The following is a 25,634-nucleotide window of genomic DNA, read 5'->3' on the forward strand; positions in this document are numbered from 1 at the left end:
ATGAACATAAACTAAAAACATAAGCTAATAAATCAACAAAGGATAAGTGATAAATTTGACAAGCAAGATTAAAAAATTGTCTCACAATCAAGTTTCTCGGAAAAAGCGTCTAGAGTATAAGTTCGACAACTTTATGTCGAAGGGAGGGTTTTCAGTCTTTCTGGCATTACTGTTAGCCTTTTTTGGTACTTTTGTTGTGATGACAATAGCACGTTACCTAGCAGAATGGTGGTTTCCCAATCAAGATATACAAGATAAATCAGATTTTCCTTGGGACGTATTTGTTCAGCTAATAGGTCTAAGAGACACAGGAGACAATGCCAATTTTGCAACTAAGTTTGTGGGCCTATTCACAATTGTTATCGGCTTGATACTATTTTCGAGTTTAGTTGCTTTCATCACTCAAGAATTTGAATCCAAAGTTCAGTCGCTACGGAAAGGGAAAAGTATAGTAGTAGAAAATAACCATACTTTAATTTTGGGATTTACAGATAGAATTGTAGACATTGTTAAAGAATTAGTAGTTGCTAATGAATCAGAAGATGATGCCGTAGTTGTTTTTTTGTCTCAAAAACCTAAAGAGGAAATGGATGGTTTTCTTCGGGATAATTTAGGCAAAACCAAAACCACACGATTGGTGACTCGCAATGGCTCCATCACCAATTTAAGTGATCTAGATAAGGTGGGAATCAAAGTTGCTAAATCCGTGATTATTTTGAATGATGCCAAAGCCTCCGATTCCGAAGAGTTTAAAACTTTATCTGATGCACGGGTAATCAAAGCTATCCTGGCAGTTGTGGCAGCTAACCAGGAAGACTCCTTGCCAGTAATTGTCGTAGAATTACATTTGGAACAATATCGTCGCCTCGCGGAAAACATTGCTCCAGGAGCCATAATTACTCTAAATGAGGCGGATATTTTAGCTCGAATTTTAGTTCAAACATCGCGGAGTATAGGACTAGCAGCAGTATATTTAAACTTAGTGGGTTTTGAAGGCAACGAATTCTATTTCTATCGCCCGGAAAAAGGCTGGCAAAGTTTAACTTTCGGTGAATTACCATTTCATTTCTTAATTGGTATACCAATAGGTGTGCGTCATCGCGATGGCACTTTGACAATAAGAGCCAGCAAGAATTACAAGCTAGATGACTCAGATGAAATTATAATTCTGGCAGAAGATGACTCAACCATCCACTTTTCTCCCCAACCTGTAGTGCAACCCTTAGTGAAAGGTTATGCTGACCGTAGCAAATCTTTAGAGCGAAAACCTGAAAAACACCTTGTTATTGGTTGGAATAACAAAACCCCCATTACTATTGAAGAATATGCTAAATACCTGGTGGCTGGTTCACAGGTTAACTTGGTAACACAAAATTTAACCAAGGAAGTGCAAGGAGAATTTGACAATATTGCCAAAGAATACCCAGATATCAAGATGAGTATTATCCAGGTAAATTTGGACTCTATTGAGCAGTTGGCAACTTTAAAGCCTTATGAATTTAACAGTATCTCTATTTTGGCAGGTCGAGGTAAAAACGCCGAGGAAATAGATGCTAAAACCCTCACCCTTTTGTTAGAAATTCGGCAAATTTTCAGAGAATATACAAATAAAACAGGAAACAAAGTAACTACCGAATTGATTGCAGAAATAATTGACTCGCAAGACACTGACCTAGTAATCAAAGCAGGTGTCAAAGACTTTCTCCTCACCGATCAATTTGTGTCAAAAATTTTAGCCCAGGTATCCCAAGAGCCTGATATAATGTCAATATATCGTGATTTGTTCTCACCGGAAGGTAGCGAACTGTATGTCAAGCCAATATCGCTTTACTTTCCCATAGAACAGATTAGCAAGCTGACTTTCGCTGATTGTGTATTAGCGGCACAAAACCGTAATGAATTGTGTATTGGTGTAAGAATTAGCGCCATAGCGCAAGATAAAAATCAAAACTTTGGTATTGATTTAATACCGAGTTTGGATAAGCAGTTAAATCTCACCTTAGATGATGGACTGATTACTTTAGCTGAGGATGAAACTTGATGGCATTATCGATGTACAATGTACAATAGTTGCAAGAATACGGATCGAGGAACTTTTGCCTTAAGTCGGTAGGCGCTATAAAACACAATTATTTAAACGATTGTAAAGTATCCTTAGCCCTAAGCGTGGCTAAGTTAGCCCTGTTTACATAATGTTACATAGCTCGGTTTAATCCCCCTTACCTACTTAGAGGGGGTATATAAAGTTAATCTAAATTAACTTCCTAATTTAGGAAAGAGTTAGTTGAGTATCCAGACTTGGTGCAATTCCTGTGATGACAAGCTTAAGTTTCCTAACAGAAGGATCTAAATTATGAGCCTAGAATCTATCAAAGTTAAACAATATACAACCACCACAACCGATTGGCGACTAACTCCGGGCTACGTGCATGAAGGCAGATCTGATTTTGAATCAGCACATATTTTGTTAGGTCGTTTCTTAGCCGATAGAAATTCTGAAGATCCGCTTTTGGAAAAAGAACTATTTGCCAGCGACGGCATTTTTGAGTGGGGACACGCCAAGCCTTTAGAAAAAGTGATTAATTCACAGTCAGACTTGGAGTTTCTACTGTTGCATCCCAATTTGTTACGCAACTGTATTACTATCATCGAACCTTGGGAACACGTAGGCGTTAACGCTAAGGGCGAAGATGTTCGGGCTTCCAAAAATGTCGCCTATATTGCTCAGAAAGTCGCCGATCTGGACTCAGTATTACTACCTGTTTGGTCAACAGGAGTCCTCGATCCAGAAATAGTTATTCCCGCAATTAACTCTGGTTATGCCGTAGTAGTCGAAGGCGGCGATCCATCGACATACGATGCCTCCACCTGGACAAGTCCGGCGTGTTCGCGAGAGGATATGTTTGCATTAGTGGAAAAATTATTGATCTCGCGATCGCCCACCAGTGCTGCTGCCATCTTTATTTGTGTGGGACACCAGTTAGCTGCTGAATGTCATATACGGCTCATCCGTCGTGCAGTCAAAGAAGTTTTGGGTACGACATCTCTGGAGCGCGATCGCTCAGGCATGGCTCTGAGATCGTTGCAAGAAGTATGCCAGCGCATCGAAGCAATGGGCAAGACACTCCCAGTCAAAAAGCGTGATGGACGAGTCGTTGCGAAGGGCTGGAATGACGAGCATTTTGCCGTGACGCTCAATGAATTAAAAGAAGTTGGCGATTGCGTGTTGTTGCCTTATCAGTCTCCCGACGGCGATGCCTTGGGTATTCCTTGGGAACTCATTCATGCCCACGATGTAACCGCTGATGCACATGAAGGTGTGATTGACACAACGATTCAATACGAGCGCGAAGTATCAATTTCGATGTTTCATTCGGATGAAGTCAATGAAGAAGCAATATTGTTTGCAAACTGGGCTTACCGCAGTATTCATGATGCTATTGTTCCCTATCGGCACATCATCGCTGGAAGCGCTCTGTCATGGCTGATACAACTGCCCGATTCCCTGGAAATCCTCTGTTCTACAGCAGCGGATGGCGCCATACTTACGGAATGTTCGGCTACCTGCATTAACTACAAAGACTTTGAAACTAAGAAAATTAGACGCTCGTTTACTTGCCAATTCCATCCAGAACTGCTCTCCGATTTGCGTGCGATCGGTAACAGTGAAGCTCCCTCTTATTCAACTTTAAAAAATGATGATGGTGTCCGCTTATTTGTCCGGCTGCTGTATGCAGGAATGCAAGAGTAATGCTATTAGCTTGCGCCACCATTGGCGTGGCGCAGGTACTACTTTGAGAAGTGAAGATGACAATTGAACTGAAAGCATCACCGCCACAGATAGAGCAGACACAAGGTGCGATCGCGCAGCGACTCCAAGGGAGTATCGGACTAACTTCGTTATTTCTCGCAATCCTTGCTTTATCCTTTGCCGCCATCTTCATCAGATTGAGCGAACGGGAACTGGGCCCGGTTGCGACAATATTCAATCGCTTCTGGGTAGCCACTGTCATTTTAGGATTAGGGAAGGTGTTCGAGACATTGAGGGAAAGAGACTCCCATGACTCCTTGCTCCAAAAGCAGCCTTACACAGTCAGCGATTTAGTCTTGTTGCTAGTAATGAGTTGTTTTTTCTCAGGCACATTAATAACCTGGGCTTGGTCACTCACCCAGACAAGTGTCGCTAACTCTAATCTGCTGCATAACGTAACCCCGCTGTTCACGACTCTGATGGGATGGCTGTTTCTCAGTCAATATTTTGAGGGCAAATTCCTCATTGGCATGGTAATCGCCATCAGCGGATCAATTTTAATTGGACTTGGCGATTTGCAGGTAGCGAGTGATAACTTTACAGGTGACTCGCTTGCCATCCTATCTGCAGTCTTTTCTGCCGCCAATCTGCTGACTGTAGAAAAACTTCGAGCCAAGTTTTCAGCGACAACGATACTTTTGTGGTGTTCATTCTTCGGGGCATTGTTAACTTTCCCCATCGTTGTGCTAACGGAAGATGTACTTTTTCCCTATTCCTGGGCTGGGTGGTTAACAATAATTGCCCAAGCATTAATCTGCCAAGTTTTGGGTCAAAGCCTTCAGGCTTATAACCTCAAAAAATTTTCTTCTGGGTTTGTTGCCGTGTTCTTGTTGCTCGATCCAGTGATTACTGCCATACTTGCTTGGATAATCTTCTCGGAAGAGTTAAGCCCTCTGAACTGGTTGGCTTTTTCTGTAGTTTTGGCAGGCATATACATCGCCAAGCTTAGTCAAGGAGCTGAAAAATTAACGATTCCGGAAAATTAAAATTATTTTTGACTGATGTAATACTTTTCCTACATTTTAATCTTTCACCCTCGATTATTCAAATTCTATAACTTTAGGATGATGCTTTTATATATTTTTTAACAAAAAAGCTTTATAGTTTTTAGTGAAGCTCACTTACTAAAAGTCTTCTAATATAGCGGTTCTTGGGTAGCTCGGGTACAGAATTTAACTTAAAAAGCTTGACAGCACAGGGTTTCGGGGTACTTCCTCTTTCAGATCGAGGCTAGATTATTTCTTAAATGGAGCATAGAGACATGATAAACACCATAAACATTCGTGACGAACGGCTAGCCGAATTTGAGCGCGTCTTCAATTTGTTTGATGCAAATGCTGATGGTTCGCTAACACGCCAGGAAATTACAGAAGCCCTGGAAGTCCTTGGTCAGGGCATTTCCTTGGGCGATCGCGCCAACTTGCTCGATCGATCCGATAAAGCAGGAGTCGTGACGCGGGATTCCTTTATCGAATGGATGGCAAGTCGCGAAGATTTGGATATTGCAGCGGACCTACGGCAGATCTTCAATTTGATCGATACCGACAAGAGTGGCAAGCTGTCGGCTGAGGAATTGATCGAGATCCTTCGCTGTTTCAACACAGCAGCGACCAACGCCGAAATCGAAGCAGCCATCAAAAAGGCAGATATAGACGGCGACGGCGAGATTGATTTCGAGGAGTTCATCGCCAGCGAGTCCCTGTGGTCAGACCTCAAGATCACCATCGGTGCATTGCGTAGCTTCAAGAAAATCCTCGTGCAGTATGCCAAGGTAGCCGAGATATCCTTGATGGTACTCGTTGAGGTAGATTCCGAGCTGGGTGCGGGAACGAGGGGTTCATCAATGGGCATTAATGCACTTAAGACCGCAGCACTCCAGAAACAGGCAGCTCGGATGCATGCTGAAAACGGCATTCTGAGCATGGATAGCCTGCGCGTGCAGACCGAAAATAGTGCGCTCTTCCGCGCCCAGAAACACAAGCACGCTAAATACATTGACTCGGCATACAAAGTATTCGCACGTGCCACTGATTTAGTTGCCGAAGCCTTGCAGAAAGGTTTATTTCCCGTAGTTCTTGGTGGAGATCACTCCACCGCTGCTAGCACTATTGCCGGGATTAAAAAGGCGTTTCCCGATCGCCGACTTGGCGTAGTCTGGATTGATGCTCACGCCGACATCCATTCGCCATTCACCTCGCCGTCGGGAAATATGCACGGGATGCCGCTAGGACTAGCCCTTGCCAATGATAACTTGGCGAAACAGATCAACGATGTAGACCCGGAAACAGCAGAACTGTGGCGGATGTGTCAGTCTCTCGGCTTGCAAGATCGCCCTAACTTGGACATCAACGACCTCGTATACGTCGCGGTCCGAGATACCGAGGAGGCGGAAGATCACCTGATAGAAACCCACAATATCCTCAATATTACTGCAACGCAGATGCGGGAAATTGGCCCAGAAGCCGTGGCACAACGTTGCCTCCAGAAGCTGGCGGAGGTTGACTTAATCTACGTCAGCTTTGACGTAGATAGTATGGATTCTGCGATTTCAATGGGGACTGGGACACCGGTTACGGGTGGCCTGTTGGTTGAAGAAGCCCGCATTTTCAACGAGACTCTTGTTAAAGATCCTCGCGTCTGCTGTTGGGAAATCTGCGAAATCAATCCCGTGATCGATACCTTGAACTCTATGGCCGAGAACTCCCTAGGCATCTTCCAAGGTGTGGTGGATGCGATCGCTTCTCGCCTGGAAAAAACGTCAAAGCAAAGCTGAGCTCCGCTTTGCCTGCTTTCGTGAGATGTCCGCTGCAGGCCGAGGTGCGTGCAGCGCCTGCATTTAGTACCCAAAAATTAGGTAAAACAAGTATGGCGGATCACCCTTCGGTAGGCATCAAAGGCGACGAGCCATCACCCCTGCACGAACTAATCTCCCGGATCTTAGAGTCAGAGGAGTCATCCCAGGGGCGCGAGGCTAGCGGACTGCCGATGTTGGGAACGATGCAACCGCTAAACCAGCGTCTGGCCAATCAACCCGGATTGGATTTTATTAACTACACGCTGCGCGGGATCGGGCAGGTGATCTTTCTCAACAATCCCCTCAGCGGACTGCTGATTCTGGCGGCGCTGTTTATCCAGTCACCCTGGGTTGGCACGATGGGGCTGGTGGCAGTCGTGGCATCGACGCTGACAGCGCTCTGGCTGAGACTGGATCGAGACAGCATTCGCAACGGTCTGTTCGGCTACAACGGTATTTTGGTCGGGGTGGCGCTGGCAACCTTTGGTATGTCGGGCAACGGAGCCTGGAACCCAGCGTGGGCGATCGCCGCGATCGTTTTCTCGGCGATGACAACCGTTCTCATGAAGACTATGGGCATCTGGTTTGTCACCAAGTTCAAAGTTCCCCTGTTGACCCTACCGTTTAACATTGCCACACTGCTATTCTTAAGCGCGGTGTTATTTTTGCCCCAGCCCTACTTCAACTGGGGAGCATCAGCACCGTCAGCAACTACATCCAACGCACTCGACTGGTTTCGGATTGCCCAGTCGCTGCCGATCGGCTTTGGACAGGTGTTCCTTGCAGACAAGCTCGTCTCCGGCATCCTGGTTTTCCTCGCAGTTGCGCTCTGTACGCCCGTTGGAGCAGCAGTGGGTCTGCTCGGCTGCATTTTAGGAGTTCTCGCGGGCGGGCTCGTCGGGGTTCCTCCAGAGAAACTGTACGCAGGATTGTGGGGCTACAACGCTCTCCTTTGTGCGATGGCAATTGGTGGCGTGTTCTATGCACCAACAGCTCGCAGTATTCTCATCGGTGCAGCGTGCGCCTTCCTTGGTGCGATCGCAGGCGGTGTCCTCGGTGCCATTTTTGCGCCTCTAGGTCTGCCAGTCCTGACCTTGCCATTCTGTATCGTGACAATCGGTTTCTTCTTAGTTTTGCAGCGAAGTCTCCCATCGCTGGTTCCAGTTGCACTACACGCCGTGACCAGTCCGGAGGAGCATTGGCAAAGATACCTCGCCGCCAAGCACATCATTAATAACTTTCGCCGCCAGCTAGAAGCCGCGATGGTCGGCAAGCGTCGCAATTTCTTCCTAGAGAAAGCTTCTGCATCAATTAAGGGCGACCTGCGCTATCTGTTCGATGCTATTGATACAAATCGCAACGGTGAAATATCCCCAGGGGAATTGGCAATGCATTTGCGCCAAGCAGGTGTGGGTAAGTTTGAAGGCGATCTGGCGTATCTCTTCAAATGTATGGATGTAGACGGCAGTGGTAGTATTGATTTCGAGGAGTTTGGGGAACTAATGCTCCGACACCGATGCTTGATTTCCAAATACACAGAATTCGTCACCTACTTTCTGCCAATAGATGCCAACCAAGACGATTGCATCAGCATTGATGAGATAAAGGTCGTCATGTCGAGCGTCGATGAAGCGTCCCTGTCAGTTGATGAAGTTGCATTCCTGCAAATGCGGACATCTGGACACCCGATGACCTGGAATCAGTTTATCGAGGTGCTGCTGGTGACTTGAGCCTCGCTTCCGATTTTTAATATTAAGCTCTCGGTGAAGCACAGAGGTTCAACAAACTATAGAAACTCGATGACAAGCATTCGTAAATTCCAGCATACGCAGGGCATCATACTGCTTGTTGCCGTAACCATTTTCTGGGGGACAACCTTCCCTCTAGTTAAGGAAACAATCGTTAGCCTTTCCCCAGGAACGCTGATCGCCATTCGTTGCGCCTTGGCAGGACTAGCTTTTGCTGTGCATTTGCGTGACTTGAATATGCGATCGCTCCGCGATGGGGCAATATTGGGACTGCTGTTGTTTGCCTCTTTAGCAACCCAGGCGATCGCCCTTGAGACTATCTCTGCCAACCGATCGGCATTCATAGCTAGCCTGAACGTAATTTTAGTCCCCCTCTTGGGACAGCTACTCGGTCAGCGTGTACTTGTGACGACTTTCCTCGCCGCCGGACTTGCTTTGGGTGGTGTTGGGGTAATGTCATGGGAGGATGGAGTCTTAAGCGTCGGCGATCTCTGGATGGTTGGTGACGTTCTCTGTTATACGGCCTACATCATGACGCTTGAAGTCGTCACCCCACGCCACCCACCCTTGTTACTCACCGCAGTCCAAATCTTGATAGTAGGAGTCCTGGCAACCGTCTGGGCAGCCCCTCAACTAATTGGAGAGCTTGAGGCACTCGGAACGAACTTTACTAACTTGATTCCGATTATCTACCTAGCTTTAGTTACCGCCGCCACCACTTGGCTACCCGCGATCGCTCAGAACTCGGTTTCTGCCCAAGAGACGGCGATCATCTACACCTTCGAGCCTGCGTTTGCAGCAGTATTTTCCTTTTGGCTGCTAGGCGAGAAGCTGGGAGTACGAGGCTGGCTTGGCGCAGGGATGGTTCTAGCTGCAATGATTCTCAGTCAGATTCCCATGAGCAATTTCCCAATCAAAATCGTATCTCTTTCTCCAGAACAAGCAAAGGCTCAAGAAGAGGTGAGTGAGTCCTATCAAATCTTGGAGTTAGAGCCTTCAGTGCCATTAGACTTAATTAATAGTGAGTCCTATGAAATGTTGAAGTTAGAGCCTTCAATTCGATTAGAGTTAATTAAGGTAGCCACTAAAATAGCAAAGTAGAAAAACGAACAATGATGATGCAATCAAATTTAATTACGAGCGATGTCTTTAGTTATATGAAAATCATTGGGAAACAAATTAAGGAAAAGCTCCTTGATTCACACATAACTGTGGCACAGATACCGCTGACTAAAATAGTTCTCGTTGTCACTATCATCACGCTCACACAACTGTTGAGAGGATTGTTCTTTTCGATTATCATCAAGAGAGTTAAGCTTCTTACTAGCGGAACGGATACCACACTGGACGATGAGTTAGTCGAGATTCTAGAGCAACCATTAGGGTGGCTAATTTTCATCGCTGGAGTTTGGATTGTGCAGGTGATTTTGGCAGAGAATCTAAAGCCTCAAGTGAGCGAGATGCTAGCTAAGATTCTCAGTCTGAGTGCTATTGTTGCTGTTGCATATATTGTTTACCGCGCCTCTCCACTGTTGGGAGAGATACTGAGAAAACTGGCGCTGAACACCCAAACGGAACTAGACGACTTGCTCGTACCCTACGTGCCTCGTCTGTTTCAGACGGTGGCACTAGCTGTTGTAGTGTTAAAGGCGAGTGAGTTGTTGTTAGGAGCCTCTGCAAGTGCGCTCATTGGTCTATTAGGTGGAGCGGGAATCACATTCGGTTTGTTGCTTAAGGATATTATTTATGACTGGTTTTGTACCATTATTATTTATACAGATAATCTATATAGACCTGGTGACTGGGTGATTGTGGAGGGAATAGATGGTAGTGTTCAAGTTTTAGAGATTGGCATCAGAACTACAAAGCTTCGTCTAGCAAAATGGGATTCTATCAAAAAGATACCCAATTCCAAAATGATTACTGGAATTGTCGAGAATTGGTCCCAAAATCCCGGAGCGGAAGAATCATTTGGGATTAATTTAAGTCTCCAAATTGACAATATTTCGGTCGAAAAAACTGCGATAATTTGCGAGGCAATTCAGAAGGTACCTAGATCTATTAATTCCTTACATGACCAATGTTTTGTTTGGCTAGACAGACTTGAACAGAATGCTCGCATCATAAATATTCGAGCCTTTAATAACAATCTGGATTTATACTTTGACGCTTGTCACGAATTGAATTTAGCGATATTAGCACTACTGGAAAAAGAGGGTATAGATACCCTGCATCTGGAATTTAGAACATACCTAGGAAGTTATAAACCGACTTTGGAAATAGCTAATAAAGTGATAAATTGACGTTGCATTGTTCTAGGCATAATGGAGCGCGATCGCACTCGTTACTCACCAAAAACACATTTTTAATCAAGGATAAACGCAATGAATCTCAGAACTTTTACCGATATGTCAAAGTGGGGAATCTTACTCAAAGTTATTCCCCTAACAGCGCTATTTTGCTTGGCAAAATGGATCGCTCATCAGATGCAGTGGGAAATTGGTAAGTTCGATAGTCAGATAGGTTCTCTGTTGGCGGCGGTAACGTTCATCTTGGCGTTTATGCTGAACGGGACGCTGACTGATTACCGTACCAGTGAAGATATGCCACACCAGATTGCGAATGCGGTTGAAACGATTCAAGATACGAATTTGTTCATTGCAGCCCGTCAGCCCGACTATGACCCAACCCTACTTACAGAAGGATTAGCTGAGATCCTCAAATCAGTCCTACTCTGTTTGAAACAGAGTAAGCCATTCATCAGAGTTGATAATGCCGTTACAATCCTCAATCAATTACTGGTTCCATTATCAAAGTTTTGCGAAGCTCCTTTGATGGCTCGCCTTCAAGGTGAACAGGCAAAGATTCGTCTTCTGATTGCCCGAATTCAAAGGATTCGCGATACCGACTTTCTGGCATCCGCCTATGGATTGTTGCATCTTCTGATAATTGCCTCAAGCATTGCTTTGTTAATAACGCATACCGACGAGTTTTATACCAATTTGATTGTTTCAGGTTTTCTATTTACGGCATTCATGTATTTGTTGTTGCTGATATACGATCTTGAAAATCCTTTTGAGTACAACGGAACATCTAGTGCGGATATTGATTTGTCATCTCTAGAGCAGTCGTACCATCAACTGCGTGAGGGGCTATTGAATGACCATGAGCAGAAAATCCCTGTGTAACCACTTTTCAGATATTGAAATAAGAATGAAAACAAAAACTAAAAACTGGTTTAAACTTGCTTTTCAATTCAGAGGCTCAGTTATTTTAGCGATTTATCAACGAGTTATTGGGTTTGGTCTGTTTGGTTTTTTTGTTTCTGTACTTTACTATTTCAACCTCCCTGTATCCCAACCTATTTTGGGAAGTATTATTCCCAGCATTGTCTTAGGCTTATTACTGGTTTTCCGAACTAATACCGCTTACGAAAGGTTTTGGGAAGGTCGTAGATTATGGGGAAATTTAGTCAACGACGCCCGTAACCTGGTTCTGCAAATTGGGGCAATGATGAACGACATTGAACCAGAAGATCAAGCCAAAAGAATTGCAGTCATGCGCCTCGTAGCTGCTTTACCTGTGGCGTGTAAATTGTATCTTAGGTCAGAACCTGTAAATAGCGAATTAGAAGAATTGATGTCTCGATCTCAGTATTTGCAGCTAAAGACAATCAATAATCCACCGCTACAGATAGTCTTTTGGATAACAGATTATATACAACAGCAGTATCAACGTGGTAACCCTGTCTTACATTACGGTCATGTAGTTTTTCTGCAAACTACTGTGAAGAGTATGATGGAGTCTGTAGGACACTGCGAACGCATTTTAAGAACGCCCCTCCCCCTAGCTTATTCCATTCATCTCAAGCAACTGTTATTAATTTACTGCCTGTTATTACCTTTTCAGCTAGTTAAAGATTTGGGATGGGGGACAGGCCTATTTGTTAGTTTGATTACTTTTACGTTACTTGGCATTGAAGAAATTGGTCTGGAAATAGAAAACCCGTTTGGCTACGATACCAACGACTTGCCTCTTGATGCTATTTGCAACACCATCAAATACGACATTGAAGACTTTCTCACTTGTAATCCCCACCTCAACTCTAAGTCAGAGAAAAATTTACCAATAAGATGGGGATGATAAACAACTGTAACAATTGGAGACCTAAAATAAAAAAATTGAATTTTCCGGTAATATAAATTGTGAGGACTTACCTACAAACTATACTTATAGTTGGCGCCTGAAGCACCTTACTACTATAGATAGTGTAATAATAAAAGGAAGGCAGCGTAAGTCCTCTTGATTTAATCGCTAGAAAGAAATATTTAGGTGAGTACCTTAAAACTAGGAACAGGAAAATATCCAATGAAGTTAGACAAGTTTGTACTAGCACAAAATATGGCCTTTCTAATAGCCATTCCACCCGAAAGTAATTTGGCGAAATTGCTCTCCTTTTGCTTAGCGACAAAGGTTAGAAAAAAGACGAGCGGAACAGAAATCTTAAAAATAACCTGTGAGCTAATGGAAAACCCATCTAATTTGCCCTATTGGACTCAAGACGTGATGGGACTAGATTTAGATTACACCAGTGAAGAGTGGAAAGCTTTAGGAGAAATGGGCATCAACGATGCAGAGGAGTTTATGGCTACCCTGTTGCAAGAATTGGAAAATTTGAGTTTGTAATATCTGGCCCTGGCGTCAGCAAAGAAACTCTCAGGTTCCACATACTCTATCACAAGCATTCATCAGAGCCGGATAGTTAAAAAACTCTGTCTAAACACAGGGGAGCGTCAACTTTCAAGAGAGAAACAAAAATATGTCTTTAAATGTGGAACTTTTAGAGCAAAGTTTCGATAAAATCAAACCTAGTGCTGATGAATTTGCCGCTAGCTTCTACGAAAAATTGTTTACAACTAACCCAGAGTTGAAACCGCTGTTTGCCAAAACTGATATGGAAAAGCAACAGAAAAAGCTCATAAGTGCTCTGGTTTTAGTAGTAGAAAATCTCCGTTCTCCAGAGGCTTTAGGGCCAGTTCTCAACGCACTGGGAGGCAGACACATCGGTTATGGAGTAATTCCCAAATATTACCGTCCAGTTGGAGAAGCACTACTAAGTGCTTTTGAGCAGTCTCTCCAGCAAGATTGGACTAGGGAAGTCAAACAAGCATGGATCGATGCCTACGGCGCGATTACAGCTTTGATGTTAAAAGGGGGCGGTGTAGTTTCTACACCTGAAGAAGTTCAATTAGAACCAGAGATCATCCCCGAAAAGCAGGTAATTATAGCAGCTAATCACCAATTAGAATCAGTTCCTGATAAAGAGCCAGAGTTAGCCGTAGAGGTACTGGAAAGCAGTTTCGAGAAAATCAAACCTTGTGCTGATGAATTTGCCGCTAGTTTCTACGAAAACCTCTTCAGATCTCACCCTGCATTTAAACCCCTGTTTGCTAATATCGATTTAGAAAAGCAACAGAAAAAGCTCATAAATGCTTTGGTATTGGTAGTAGAAAATCTCCGCTCTCCAGAAGCTTTAGTGCCTGTTCTCAATGCCTTGGGAGGCAGACACATCGGCTATGGGGTAATTCCCAAATATTACGGCCCAGTTGGAGACGCACTGCTGATGGCTTTTGAGCAGTATCTCCAAGAAGATTGGACTCCCGAAGTAAAGCTGGCGTGGACAGATGCCTACAGAGCAATTACAGGTTTGATGTTAAAAGGCGCAGGTGCAGATTCTTCACCAAATGTTGTCGCAGATAAAAAAGATGTCATCCACCATCAGCCACAAGAATCACAGACACAATTACTGAACGAATCTAAGTCGATCGCGCCACCAACCGAGGAAGAGAAAAAGCCTTTAGTTTCTATTCAGTTGGATGGTGAAGTTATCCAAAAAATGCTCTCGAAAATAACTGATAGTTATCAGCAATTTCAGGGTCAATCACTCATTCAGCGCTTGGGTGAAGTTCTCAAAGGAATTTTAGCAAAATTCATTGATAATTTTTGGGCACAACCTGCCTGGTTAGTGGCTATTGTTTCAGCCGTTCTGTTCATCATAATTTATGTGGCGGCAGACGACAATTCTTTGATTGGAGAGATTTTGCAGAGTGTTGATGCTCTTAGTATGGTCGTTGCTTTAATTTTATTCATTAAGGAAGCTCCTGATCGCCAGAAGCAATTTCATTACCAAGCTTGGAGTATAGTTGATGCAGCACACGGCGTAAAAGTTAGCTATGCAAGAATTCTGGCACTCCAAGATTTGAATGAAGATGGTGTTTCTCTCAGAGGTGTAGATGCTATTGGTGCAGAGTTAGTAGCTATTAATCTCTCTCGGGCAAATCTGAGTGACACCAAATTGAGTGAAACCGACCTCAGTAATGCCAATCTGAGCCACGCTAACCTCAATAATGCTAACCTTAGTCAGGCTAAATTGAGTGGTGCTAATCTCAGGGATGCCAACCTGAGTTTTGCTCGCTTGAGTCAGGTTAATTTCAGTAGTGCCAACCTGAGTGGCGCTAATTTAATTTGTGCAGACTTGAGTAACGCAAATATGAGCGGCGTCAATTTGACGAATGCTAGTTTGAGTGGTGCTAATCTGAAGAGTGCCTACCTAAGTGGTGCAAATCTCAAAGGTGCTAAAGTTAGCATTTCTGACCTGAGTGGTGCTTTGCTCACAGGTGCTGTTATGCCTGACGGCTCGAAGTATAAGTCTCTGGAAGATGGGGTCACAAATAAATAAAGTGATGCCAGCTTTGTTATGACTTTGAGGTCAGCTTTTCTACTAAAATGGTGACGATTCCTTGGGGAGAAAAGCTTTGGCTTACTGAAATGCGATCGCTACTAATGGTGAGAGATTACTCTTTAATTTCTGAGACATACAATGTCCGCTCAAGAGGTTGTTGGCTTGCTTAATCAAATGGTAACAGGCTTTGATGAAATGACAGAAAAATACGGTATGTCTGCGATCGCTGTCCTGTGCTATGGTTGAGTTTATATTCTGTTATCTGTAATTTGGGTGGAATTGGGCAAATTCAAAGATTAGGCCTTAAACCGCTACATTTAGGCGGAAAACTCCTTTAATTTATTTGCTCAAAACCGACAAACCCATAAGCAAGGATCATTCTATCGCCACCACAACCGACGAGCCATTACCCTTACACGAACTTATTTCACGAATTCTGGCACCGGAACCTTCCTTCCAGAAGCCGAAGGGACTTCTATCGGGACTGGGTACGATGCAAGCCCTCAATCAGCGCCTTGCTAATCAACCCCTGCTGGATTTTATCAACGCCACTTTACGTGGGATTGGTCAAGTCATTTTCGTCAACAACCCCTTAAGTGGATTGCTAATCCTCACTGCCATGTTCATTCAGTCTCCCTGGCTGGGGAGCATGAGCTTAGTCGGGACTGCCAGCGCAACGCTAACGGCGATCGTCCTCAAAGCCAATCCAGGCGCCATCTAGAATGGGATCTTCGGGTTGAACGGAATGCTCGTTGGTGCGGCGATGGCGTTCTTTGGGGGGTTTGGTAATGGAGCCTGGAATCCTGTCTGGGCGATCGCCGTCATTATCCTCTCGGCTCTCACAGCCGTGGTGATGGAGACGGTAGGGACGTAGTTTGCCACCCGGTTTCGAGTTGCTCCCCTGGGCATCCCATTTAATGGGGTGATGCTCACCTTTCTACTCCTGCTGGCATTTGTGCCCCAACCCTTCTTCGATCTCGGACCGCCGCCACCGCCTTTTCCAGCGGGTGCAATTGACGGATTTCGCTTGGTACAATCGCTGCCGATCGGTATCGGGCAGGTCTTTTTCGTAGATAAGGTTGTTTCAGTTTTGCTAGTCGTCCTGGGCATTGCCATTTGTACCCCGATTGGGGCAGCGGTGGGATTGCTGGGTTGCGCCATGTACCTGCTAGCGGGTTTGCTGCTGGGAGCCAAGCCGGATGAACTTTATACAGGCTTGTGGGGCTACAATGCAGCTCTCACCGCGACGGCAATTGGGGGAGTGTTTTACACGCCAAACCGTCTCAGCATTTCGATTGCTCTGATCTGTGCTTTCTTGGCATCGATCGCCAGCATTCTCTTGGCTCCCCTGTTCTCGCTGCTGAAGCTACCCGTTCTGTCCGTGCCTTTTGCAATTGTGACTATTGGGTGCTGTCTGATTTTGCAGCGATCGCTGCCTTCACTCGTACCCGTGGTGCTGCATACAGTAGCAAGTCCAGAGGAACATCGACAGCGGTTCCGTGTAGCCAAGGAAACTATTGCTAGCTTCCGGCAACAACTCAAAGCCGCACTTGAGGGGCAGCAACGCAATATCTTGTTTGAGCAGGCAACTCCTGCGATTAAAGGCGATTTACGCTATATCTTCGATGCAATAGATCGCGATCGCAGTGGATTTCTCTCAACCCAGGAGCTTGCAACTCACCTGCATCAGGCAGGAAAAGTTCTCACTGAGGGTGAACTGACCTATCTGTTCAACTGCATGGATAGAGATGGCAGTGGCGCGATCGACTTTGAGGAATTTGGCGAATTAATGTTGCGCCATCAACGTTTGATGTCGAGATATACAGAATTTGTCACCTATTTCCTACCGATTGATGTTGATGCAGATGATACCATCAGTATGTAGGAGATGAATACGGCACTAGCCAGTTTGAAAGAGGCACCTCTGTCTAAGGATGAAATCACATTTTTGCAAGAGCAAACAGGAGGACAGGCGTTGACTTGGAATCGGTTTATTGAAGTGCTGCTGCTGACTTGAAGCGCGATCGCTGCCTTGATACTAATCCCGATCGGAATTTTATACAATCATCCCTTACTTGAGGGACCTGATCCTATGAGAACTCAACTCACTCATCCCAGAATCATTCTCGACACCGATCCGGGCGGAGATGATATTTATGCTTTCCTTTGGCTTCTGGGCTTAGTCAAACAAGGACTCGCTGAACTTGTTGCGGTTACTTCTGCCGATGGCAATGTCGCTGCTAAATGCACCTTTTCTAGTGCGTCGCAGATTTTAAATTTAGCAGGGTTCCCAGACATTAAAGTGGGTCGCGGTGTCCCCATCAAACAAGTTGTGGGAGATGCCCGACATATTCATGGATCGGATGGGATGGGCAATCTGTCTCATACTTTACCCCCAGCCACGCATAATTTTGAGGATGCTCGCTACTCCGACGAAATCATCATCGACGAGCTAAACGCAGCTCCAGGGGAGATTACCATTGTAGCGATCGGCCCCCTGACAAACCTTGCTGCGGCGGAAATGAAAAGTCCCGGCATCCTGAAAAAAGCCAAGGAAATTGTCATCATGGGAGGTGCTTTTTTCTGTTCCGGTAATGTGACTCCCCATGCCGAATTCAATATTTGGTTTAATGTTGAAGCTGCTCAGACAGTATTTGACAGCCGAGATGATATTGTCGTGATGCCACTAGACGTAACGCGACACTTAATTTTCACGCGAGATATGACTCAGGCAGTCACTCAGGCGAATCCAGAAAGTAAACTTTCCCAATTCTTGATAGCTCTTTGTGAGTTCATGATTGGCACAGCCTTGGGTTATCGACAAACAGCAGGAATTCCAGGTTTTCTTGTGCATGATGCAGCAACCTTGGGATACCTGTTTTATCCAGAAACTTTGATGTTGAAAAGGGCAAAAGTCCGAGTTGAAACAAAAGGAGAGTTGACACTGGGACAAACGTCGATCGATAGTCGTCCTGCACCGAAAACAGGAGCCAATGCCTGGGTAGCGTTGCAGGTTGATGAGAGCAAATTTTTCACCAGTTTCGTTGAAGATTTGAAACAGCTATTCACAGCCGCTGTTGTTTCGTGAAGGCAAGATACCCAACTTTTCTAAGAAGCCGGGTATCTGAACTGCATAGGCAAAATTCAACGTGTTAGTTTCACAAAGGTAAAAAATCATGACGACCACAGAGCGCTTTAAAAAGTTCACGATTTTGCATTCCAATGATATGCACGGAGACTTTCTGGCAGAGGCTGGGGGTGAAGAGGGTCATCTGATTGGTGGAGTATCGCTGCTTTCGGGCTATATCAATAAGGTACGCCAGGAAGAGAAAAACGTACTTTTTGTCATTTCAGGTGACATGGTTCAGGGTTCTCTCATTGATAAGGAATATAGAGGTCTTTCAACCATAGAGATTATGAATTACCTCGCTCCAGATGTAGTGACTCTGGGGAATCACGAATTGGATTATGGGTTGCCTCACTTACTCTTCTTGGAAAAAATGGCAAATTTTCCGATCGTGAATGCCAATTTGTATATCAAAAAATACAATAAACGCTTAATGAATCCATATATCATCCTCAATGTAGATGGATTTGATATTATGTTCATCGGGATTGTCACGGAAGAAGTTATCAAATCCTTAAAAATGGATACCAGTATCGGCACATTTGTAAGTCTTGAAGATGCTGCTTTAGAAGTTGGGAAAATTTGCAACGCCTACAAAAACGAGGACATTGACCTCACAATCCTCATGACACACATCGGTTTTGAAGAGGATAAAAAACTAGCGGCGTTGCTCAACCCAGCATGGGGTGTGGATATGATCATTGGCGGGCACTCCCATACATTTTTAGAACAACCTGCCGAAGTTAACAATATTCTGATCGCACAAGCTGGAATTGGCACAGACCAAATAGGACGTTTCGATATTGTAGTAGATGACGATACTAACAGCATTGTTGAATGGAAGTGGCAACTCCTGCCTGTAGATAATAATCTCGCTGAAGCAGATCCAGAAATCGCAAAGCTGATTGCGACTTTCCAAGAACAGGTCGATCGCAAATATAATCGACTAATTGGACGATTAGCCCATAAACTGACCCATCCTAATCGTGAAGAAGAAACGGAATTGGGTAACTTAATCGTTGATATTGTTGCCCAACTCGATATGTTGTTGGATGTAGCTCTGATCGGAAGCGGTTCAATCCGTAGAACAAAATTAGGCCCGCTAGTTACACTGAGCGATCTTAAAGAAGTTTTTCCTTACGACGATGTACTTTATAAACTTAAAGTTACAGGCGTACAGCTCACCCAGATATTCGCACATATTATGAGACAGGAAAACAGAATACCCGGTGAAAGTTGTTGTTTTCAGGTCAGCAAAGGTGTTCAGGCAGTTTACAGTGATTCTCAAAATCAGCTTGAATCTTTGAGCATTAATGGACAGCCCGTACAAGCCGATGCTCACTACACTATCTGTGTAGAGGAATATCATTACAAAAATTCAGTGCATAGTCTAGGCATAACAACTGAAGAATTGACAAAACTAGACAACGCAAAGGTAGTTTCAACATCTTGCCAGAATATCCTTGAAGAATACTTTAGCCATCATCAAAATCTGAACAGCCAGATCGAAGGCCGATTGACATACAAATAGATAGTTCAGAGCTGGTTCTCACTGATTGTCATTATTGGGCAGGCATCTTGCCTTCCCAATAAGAAACTAGATTAGGAATCTTTAATACAAATCAGCACAAGGAATATTAGCCTGGACTTCCCCCGTACAAATGTAATAAAATATCTAAAACATTTACCAATTATAGGTTTCAATTGTTGAGTGAAAAAACTGTACCCAAGTTAAAGCAATAGCCGTTTTGGCGATCGCGCAGAACGCAATAGATTCAATATAATTGGCGTAAGTAGGGAGGCGCTGTAAAACACAATTATGTTAAGGATTGTAAAGTATCCAAAGACCCTAAGCGTGGCTAAGTTAGCCCTGTTTACATATTGTTACATAAATCGGTTTAATCCCGCTTACCAACTTAAGCTTGCAGGCGTGAATAACCTACATGGCTACAGAAATTTTACTCAACAATGGAAACTTTTGCAATGATAGGCTTTTGAGCCTATGTAAGTATATTTGCAGGGGGAAGTCCAGCTCAATACCACCTAGGAGAAACCTCATAATGTTAGTCATTTCAGGATACAAAATTCTCGAAACTATTTACAGGGGTGAAAAAACTGTTGTTGTTCGAGGAATCAAACCTCCAGAACAACAAGTTATTCTAAAAATTTTGAATCTTGAATATCCAACACCCGCCGAAATTGCCAAATTTAAGCACGAATACGAGATTGTCAAAAATTTGCAGCTTGAGGGAATTGTCAAACCAGATAGTTTAGAAATCCAGCAGAATACATACGTTCTGGTTATGGAAGATTTTGGCGGTCAATCTTTGTCCAGCGCGATCACCAGCAATCCCATCGATTTAATTACTTTCCTTTCCATTGCCATTCGCCTGTCAGAAACTCTAGGAGAGTTGCATCAAAATCATATTATTCACAAAGATATCAAGCCTCAAAATATTATTGTTAATTTAGAAAAAGATATTATTAAAATAGCAGATTTTGGCATTGCTTCAAAGCTTTCCAAGCAAACGCAAAATATTAGCAATTCCAATTTAGCTGAAGGGACTCTCGCTTACATTTCTCCGGAACAAACGGGGCGGATGAATCGCTCGATCGACTATCGTACTGACTTTTATTCGTTAGGGGTTACATTTTATCAAATGCTGACTGGACGGTTGCCATTTGAAAGTCAAGACCCAATGGAATTAGTTCACAGTCATATTGCCAAACAACCCGTCCCCCCAAAAGAAGTCAAAAGTGAAAATTCAATTTTCATCCCGCCAGCAGTTTCCGATATTGTGATGAAGTTGCTGGCTAAAACCGCAGAAGATCGATACAAAAGCGCCTTGGGCTTAAAAGCAGATTTAGAAACCTGTCAGGAAATGCTGCGAAGTCAAGGTAAGATTTCAGCGTTTCCTCTGGGCAGACAAGATGTTTCGGTTCAGCTACAAATTCCTCAAAAGCTCTACGGGCGCGAAGCAGAAGCAGCCGCATTACTAGCAGCATTTGAACGGGTTATCAGCTATTCTAGAAGCGAATTTGTTATCGTTTCTGGATATTCAGGGATTGGCAAATCATCTCTAATTAATGAAGTCCAAAAACCCATAGTTGAAGCGCGAGGATATTTTATATCGGGAAAATTTGACCAGTTTAAGCGGAATATTCCCTACGCTGCTTTGATTCAAGCATTCCAGGAATTAGTGCGACAACTGCTGACGGAAAGCTCAGAAAAAATCGAAATTTGGAAAGAAAAAATTTTAGAGGCGGTTGGTACTAACGGTCAGGCGATCGTCGATGTCATTCCAGAAGTCGAACTGATTATAGGCCATCAAGCTGGCCTACCCGAACTAGAACCAGCAGAAACTCAAAACCGCTTTAACTTGGTATTTCAACAATTTGTTAACGTTTTTACCAGGAAGACACATCCTCTGGTTTTATTTGTGGACGATTTACAGTGGGCAGATGCGGCATCTTTGAAGTTAATTAAACTGCTGATGGCAGAGTTGGATAACCGATATTTACTATTAATAGGTGCTTATCGAGATAATGATGTAAGTCCGACTCATCCGTTAATGGAAACATTGGAGGAAATTAAAAAAAATAGGGCAAGAATTGAGGCGATCGCGCTCCAACCTTTGAACATCGATCACATCAACCAATTAATTGCCGAAACTTTCAACGAGTCCAGCGATCGCACCCAATCTTTAGCTGAACTATTGCTGGAAAAAACTGGCGGCAATCCTTTCTTCTTAACCCAGTTGCTGGAATCATTATATCGAGATGGTTTGATATTATTTGACCTGTGGCAAGGAAAAGGGCAGTGGGATGTCGAGCAACTGCAAGCGATCGCCATTACGGATAATGTAGTCGATTTAATGACGAGCAAAATTCAAAAACTTGCCGAAACAACGCAGCAGGCAATAAAATTAGCCGCTTGTATTGGCAACCAATTCGAGCTAGAAGTTCTTTCAGTCGTAAGTGAAAAATCTCCAACGGTGATAGCGAACCAGTTATGGGATGCACTTCAGGAAGGTCTAATTCTTCCCTTGAGCGATGATTATCTGTTACCCATGCTCGCCAGCGCCTCGGAAACAACACCCACAGGCAATACCAAGTCAATCTTCTACAAATTTTTACACGATCGCGTTCAACAAGCTGCTTATACTCTCATCCCCAACGCGCAGAAAAAAGCAGTACATTTGAAAGTCGGTCAACTGCTATTGCAGAATACCGCACCAGAAGAAAGAGGCGAAAAAATCTTCGATATTGTCAACCAATTGAACATCGGTGCTGAGTTAATAGAGGAGCAATCGGCAAGAGACGAACTCGCACAACTCAATCTGATCGCCGGCCGCAAAGCCAAAGCTGCAACTGCTTACGAACCTGCTGTAAGGTATTTAACTGCTGGGTTAGAACTGCTGTCCTCTGATAGCTGGGACTGTCAATACGACTTAACTTTTAATCTTTATGTATCTGCAGTGAGGGGCGAATATTTAAATGCCAATTTCGAGCGGTCTGCAATGCTTGCCCAGACAGCGCTACAACAAGTAAAAACGGTTTTAGAAGCAACCCGGCTGTACGACTTAAAAATTAAGTTGTATCTGTCTAAAAACGAAATGAAATTGGCATTAGAAACTGGGATTCAAGGTTTGGCAAGGTTAGGAATCTCTGTAGAGCAACAAATACCGCAACAAGTCTCGATCGAGACTTTGAAACACCTGCCACAGATGACCGATCCCTATAAAATCGAGGCAATGCGGCTGTTAAATACCATCATCTCACCAGCTTTTATTGCCGAACCTTCCCTAGTCCTGCCAATTATCACGACTATGATGGCAATTTCTAGGGAGTATGGGAATTCTGCCTTGGCAATTTATCCCTATGGTCTTTATGGCCTGATTCTGTCTGGAGCAATGGGAGACATAAAGGCTGGATATGAATTTGGTAAACTGGCAATGAGTTTGTTGGATAAATTTGATGCTCAAGAATTTAAATGTAAAGTTTACCATCTATTTAGCACTTGTATTCTGCCTTGGAATCTACCGATTCGAGAAACTTTCGATCTGACACAACAAGCCATTCAAAGCGGACTAGAAACAGGAGATTTAGACTATACTTGTTATGCAACAATGTATAGTTGTTTACATTTGTTTTTAAGTGGAAAAAAACTGGAATATGTAATAGAAAAGCAACGTCAATATATTGAATTAATTGTTAGGCTTGAACAAGAGTTTCCTCTCTATTATGTCCGCATCTGGAAACAGATTGCCTTAAATTTAAGCGGAGATTCTTCAGAGCCATGTCAGTTGACAGGCAGTAGCTTTGATGAAGAAAAACTGCTCCCGAGATTGCTAGAACTTAATAATATTCAATCGCTGTTTTCCTTCTATTTTGGCAAAGCGATGCTTTATTATTTATTTAAAGATTTCGTCCGTTCTGTAGACAATGCTGCCTTAGCAACCCAATATGCAGAACCCGTCGTGACTACAATGATCTACAGCGATCGCAATTTTTACTATTCTCTGGCATTGTTAGCTCGATATCCGGATTTGGAAACGTCTGAGCAAGCAGAAACGATCGATATCGTCATAGAAAATCAGCAAAAAATGGAGAAATGGGCATTCCATGCTCCAGCGAATTATCGTCATAAATACGAATTAGTAGAAGCCGAAAAAGCGCGAGTCTTGGGGGAACCGCTCAAAGCGATGGAGTATTACGATCGCGCGATTCAATCTGCCAGAGAATCAGGATACATTAATAATGAAGCGATCGCCAACGAATTAGCAGCAGAATTTTATTTGGGGATGGGACGAGAAAAAGTAGCTCGCACCTACCTGAATGATGCTCACTACGGCTATATTTGCTGGGGGGCTCAAGCAAAAGTAACAGATTTGGAATCCAGATATCCTCAATTATTTACTCGAAGTGGGAACGAAAATATCAGTATTCAGACAACAGCCACCTCATCGAGTATCAGAACCATACAACTACTAGATTTAGACACAGTATTGAAAGCTGCCCAGGCAATTTCCAGCGAAATAATTTTGGAAAAATTGTTGGAAAAATTGATGGAACTAGCCCTCGCCAATGCTGGCGCACAAAAAGGATTCCTGATGCTATCAAACACCAATAAATTAAAGATTGAAGCTAAAGTAGAGCTTGATAAGCGAGTAGAAGTCTTGCAATCTTTGCCAGTAGAAAGCAGCGATAATTTGCCCCTAAGTTTGGTCAATTATGTTGCCAGAACCCAGGAAAATATTGTTTTAAATGATGCCAGTAACGAAGGGAGATTTATTACCGATCCTTACATCGTCAAGTACCAACCAAAGTCTATCTTATGTGCTGCGATCGTCAACCAGGGTAAACTGATTGGCCTGTTATACTTAGAAAATAATCTCGTTTCAGGAGCCTTTACGCAAAACCGTTTAGAAATCGCTAAAGTTCTATCTTCTCAATCCGCTGTTTCTATTGAAAATGCCCTACTTTATCGTACCTTAGAAGATAAAGTAAAAGAACGTACCGTCCAACTGGCTCAAGCTAATGCAGAAATTATCGATCTCAATCAAAAACTTAAAGCTGAAAATATTAGGATGGGTGCTGAGTTGGATGTCACCAAGCAACTGCAACAGATGATTTTACCCAACCAGTCAGAATTAGAGGCAGTTGAAGGATTAGAAATTGCTGGATTTATGGAACCGGCTGATGAAGTTGGCGGTGACTACTACGACGTGTTGCAACAGGATGGCAAAGTCACCATTGGCATTGGTGATGTAACTGGACACGGTTTAGAAAGTGGCGTTTTAATGATTATGGTGCAAACAGCAATTCGCACTTTGTTGGCGCACCGCGAAACCGATCAAGTTAAATTATTGCAGACAGTGAACCAAACGCTTTTTGACAACGTAGAGCGCATGAATTCTGGTAAAAACATGAGCCTTTGTTTGCTGGAATATCAAGACAATACCCTGCGTCTGAGCGGACAGCACGAAGAGATGATTCTGGTGCGTTGCAGCGGCGAAGTAGAGCGAATTGATACTATGGATTTAGGCTTTCCGATCGCCTTGGAAGCCGATATTGCCGATTTCATTGCTTCTACTGAAATACAGTTAAATTCCAGGGATGTTGTCGTACTCTACACAGATGGAATTACTGAAGCTTTTAATATGGAGAAGGCGCAATACGGTATCGAGAGATTAATTGAAGTTATTGCTCTTAATAGGGAACACTCAGCAGCCGAAATCAATCAAGCTGTAGTTGACGACCTGCGACGATACATCGGGAAACAAAAAGTATTTGATGACATTACTTTGGTAGTAATCAAACAGAAGTAATCCCAATTCCGGGTTTACTATCCCCTTCAGAAACATTTGAACAATATAGCACCGATTAACACAGCATATCAGTGTATCGCT

The 25,634-nt window shown here is 43.7% G+C and carries 16 protein-coding genes and 1 pseudogene; all 17 read left to right on the plus strand.

The annotated features are described in order from the left end of the window. Window positions 1-55: 55 nt before the first annotated feature. On the plus strand, window positions 56-2,041 hold the full coding sequence (locus tag QUA04_RS13180) for a CASTOR/POLLUX-related putative ion channel (protein ID WP_333257739.1): 1,986 nt from the start codon (window positions 56-58) through the stop codon (window positions 2,039-2,041). Between the two features lie 312 nt (window positions 2,042-2,353). Then, window positions 2,354-3,751: a hypothetical protein gene (locus QUA04_RS13185; protein WP_333257741.1), complete on the plus strand. Its 1,398-nt coding sequence runs from the start codon at window positions 2,354-2,356 to the stop codon at window positions 3,749-3,751. A gap of 56 nt (window positions 3,752-3,807) precedes the next feature. Then, window positions 3,808-4,797: a DMT family transporter gene (locus tag QUA04_RS13190; protein WP_333257743.1), complete on the plus strand. Its 990-nt coding sequence runs from the start codon at window positions 3,808-3,810 to the stop codon at window positions 4,795-4,797. Window positions 4,798-5,072: 275 nt separating this feature from the next. Beyond that, on the plus strand, window positions 5,073-6,584 hold the full coding sequence (locus QUA04_RS13195) for an arginase family protein (RefSeq protein ID WP_333257744.1): 1,512 nt from the start codon (window positions 5,073-5,075) through the stop codon (window positions 6,582-6,584). Between the two features lie 92 nt (window positions 6,585-6,676). Further along, entirely contained in the window at window positions 6,677-8,335 is a 1,659-nt protein-coding gene (locus QUA04_RS13200) for an urea transporter (RefSeq protein ID WP_333257745.1), read from the plus strand. Window positions 8,336-8,404: 69 nt separating this feature from the next. Next, a complete protein-coding gene (locus tag QUA04_RS13205; RefSeq protein ID WP_333257747.1) occupies window positions 8,405-9,454 on the plus strand; it encodes a DMT family transporter in 1,050 nt (349 codons plus the stop codon). 11 nt (window positions 9,455-9,465) lie between these two features. After that, window positions 9,466-10,656 carry a mechanosensitive ion channel domain-containing protein gene (locus QUA04_RS13210; protein ID WP_333257750.1) on the plus strand — a complete coding sequence of 397 codons (1,191 nt, stop codon included), beginning with the start codon at window positions 9,466-9,468 and terminating at the stop codon, window positions 10,654-10,656. An 81-nt stretch (window positions 10,657-10,737) separates the two neighbouring features. Beyond that, window positions 10,738-11,541 (plus strand): hypothetical protein, encoded by an 804-nt coding sequence (locus QUA04_RS13215; protein WP_333257752.1) that lies wholly within the window; start codon window positions 10,738-10,740, stop codon window positions 11,539-11,541. 25 nt (window positions 11,542-11,566) lie between these two features. Further along, entirely contained in the window at window positions 11,567-12,496 is a 930-nt protein-coding gene (locus QUA04_RS13220) for a bestrophin family protein (protein ID WP_445242321.1), read from the plus strand. A 381-nt stretch (window positions 12,497-12,877) separates the two neighbouring features. Beyond that, window positions 12,878-13,039 carry a hypothetical protein gene (locus tag QUA04_RS13225; protein WP_333257756.1) on the plus strand — a complete coding sequence of 54 codons (162 nt, stop codon included), beginning with the start codon at window positions 12,878-12,880 and terminating at the stop codon, window positions 13,037-13,039. 133 nt (window positions 13,040-13,172) lie between these two features. Further along, on the plus strand, window positions 13,173-15,092 hold the full coding sequence (locus QUA04_RS13230; RefSeq protein WP_333257758.1) for a globin domain-containing protein: 1,920 nt from the start codon (window positions 13,173-13,175) through the stop codon (window positions 15,090-15,092). Between the two features lie 496 nt (window positions 15,093-15,588). Beyond that, a pseudogene (locus tag QUA04_RS13235) lies at window positions 15,589-16,503 on the plus strand (urea transporter); the annotation flags it as partial. Between the two features lie 45 nt (window positions 16,504-16,548). After that, complete coding sequence (locus QUA04_RS13240) at window positions 16,549-16,980, plus strand: EF-hand domain-containing protein (RefSeq protein WP_333257785.1); 432 nt, start codon at window positions 16,549-16,551, stop codon at window positions 16,978-16,980. Between the two features lie 3 nt (window positions 16,981-16,983). Further along, window positions 16,984-17,112, plus strand: coding sequence for a hypothetical protein (locus QUA04_RS13245; protein WP_333257760.1), 129 nt, complete (start codon window positions 16,984-16,986; stop codon window positions 17,110-17,112). Window positions 17,113-17,187: 75 nt separating this feature from the next. Then, the gene (locus QUA04_RS13250; protein WP_333257762.1) at window positions 17,188-18,183 is read left to right on the plus strand and encodes a nucleoside hydrolase; all 996 of its coding nucleotides are present in this window, start codon (window positions 17,188-17,190) and stop codon (window positions 18,181-18,183) included. A gap of 88 nt (window positions 18,184-18,271) precedes the next feature. Further along, window positions 18,272-19,753, plus strand: coding sequence for a bifunctional UDP-sugar hydrolase/5'-nucleotidase (locus QUA04_RS13255; RefSeq protein WP_333257764.1), 1,482 nt, complete (start codon window positions 18,272-18,274; stop codon window positions 19,751-19,753). 529 nt (window positions 19,754-20,282) lie between these two features. Further along, window positions 20,283-25,553, plus strand: a complete 5,271-nt coding sequence (locus QUA04_RS13260; protein ID WP_333257766.1) for an AAA family ATPase — start codon at window positions 20,283-20,285, stop codon at window positions 25,551-25,553. Window positions 25,554-25,634: the final 81 nt, after the last annotated feature.

Origin of the sequence: Microcoleus sp. S13_C5, from assembly GCF_036700845.1 — a bacterium.
Taxonomy (GTDB): Bacteria; Cyanobacteriota; Cyanobacteriia; order Cyanobacteriales; family Microcoleaceae; genus Microcoleus.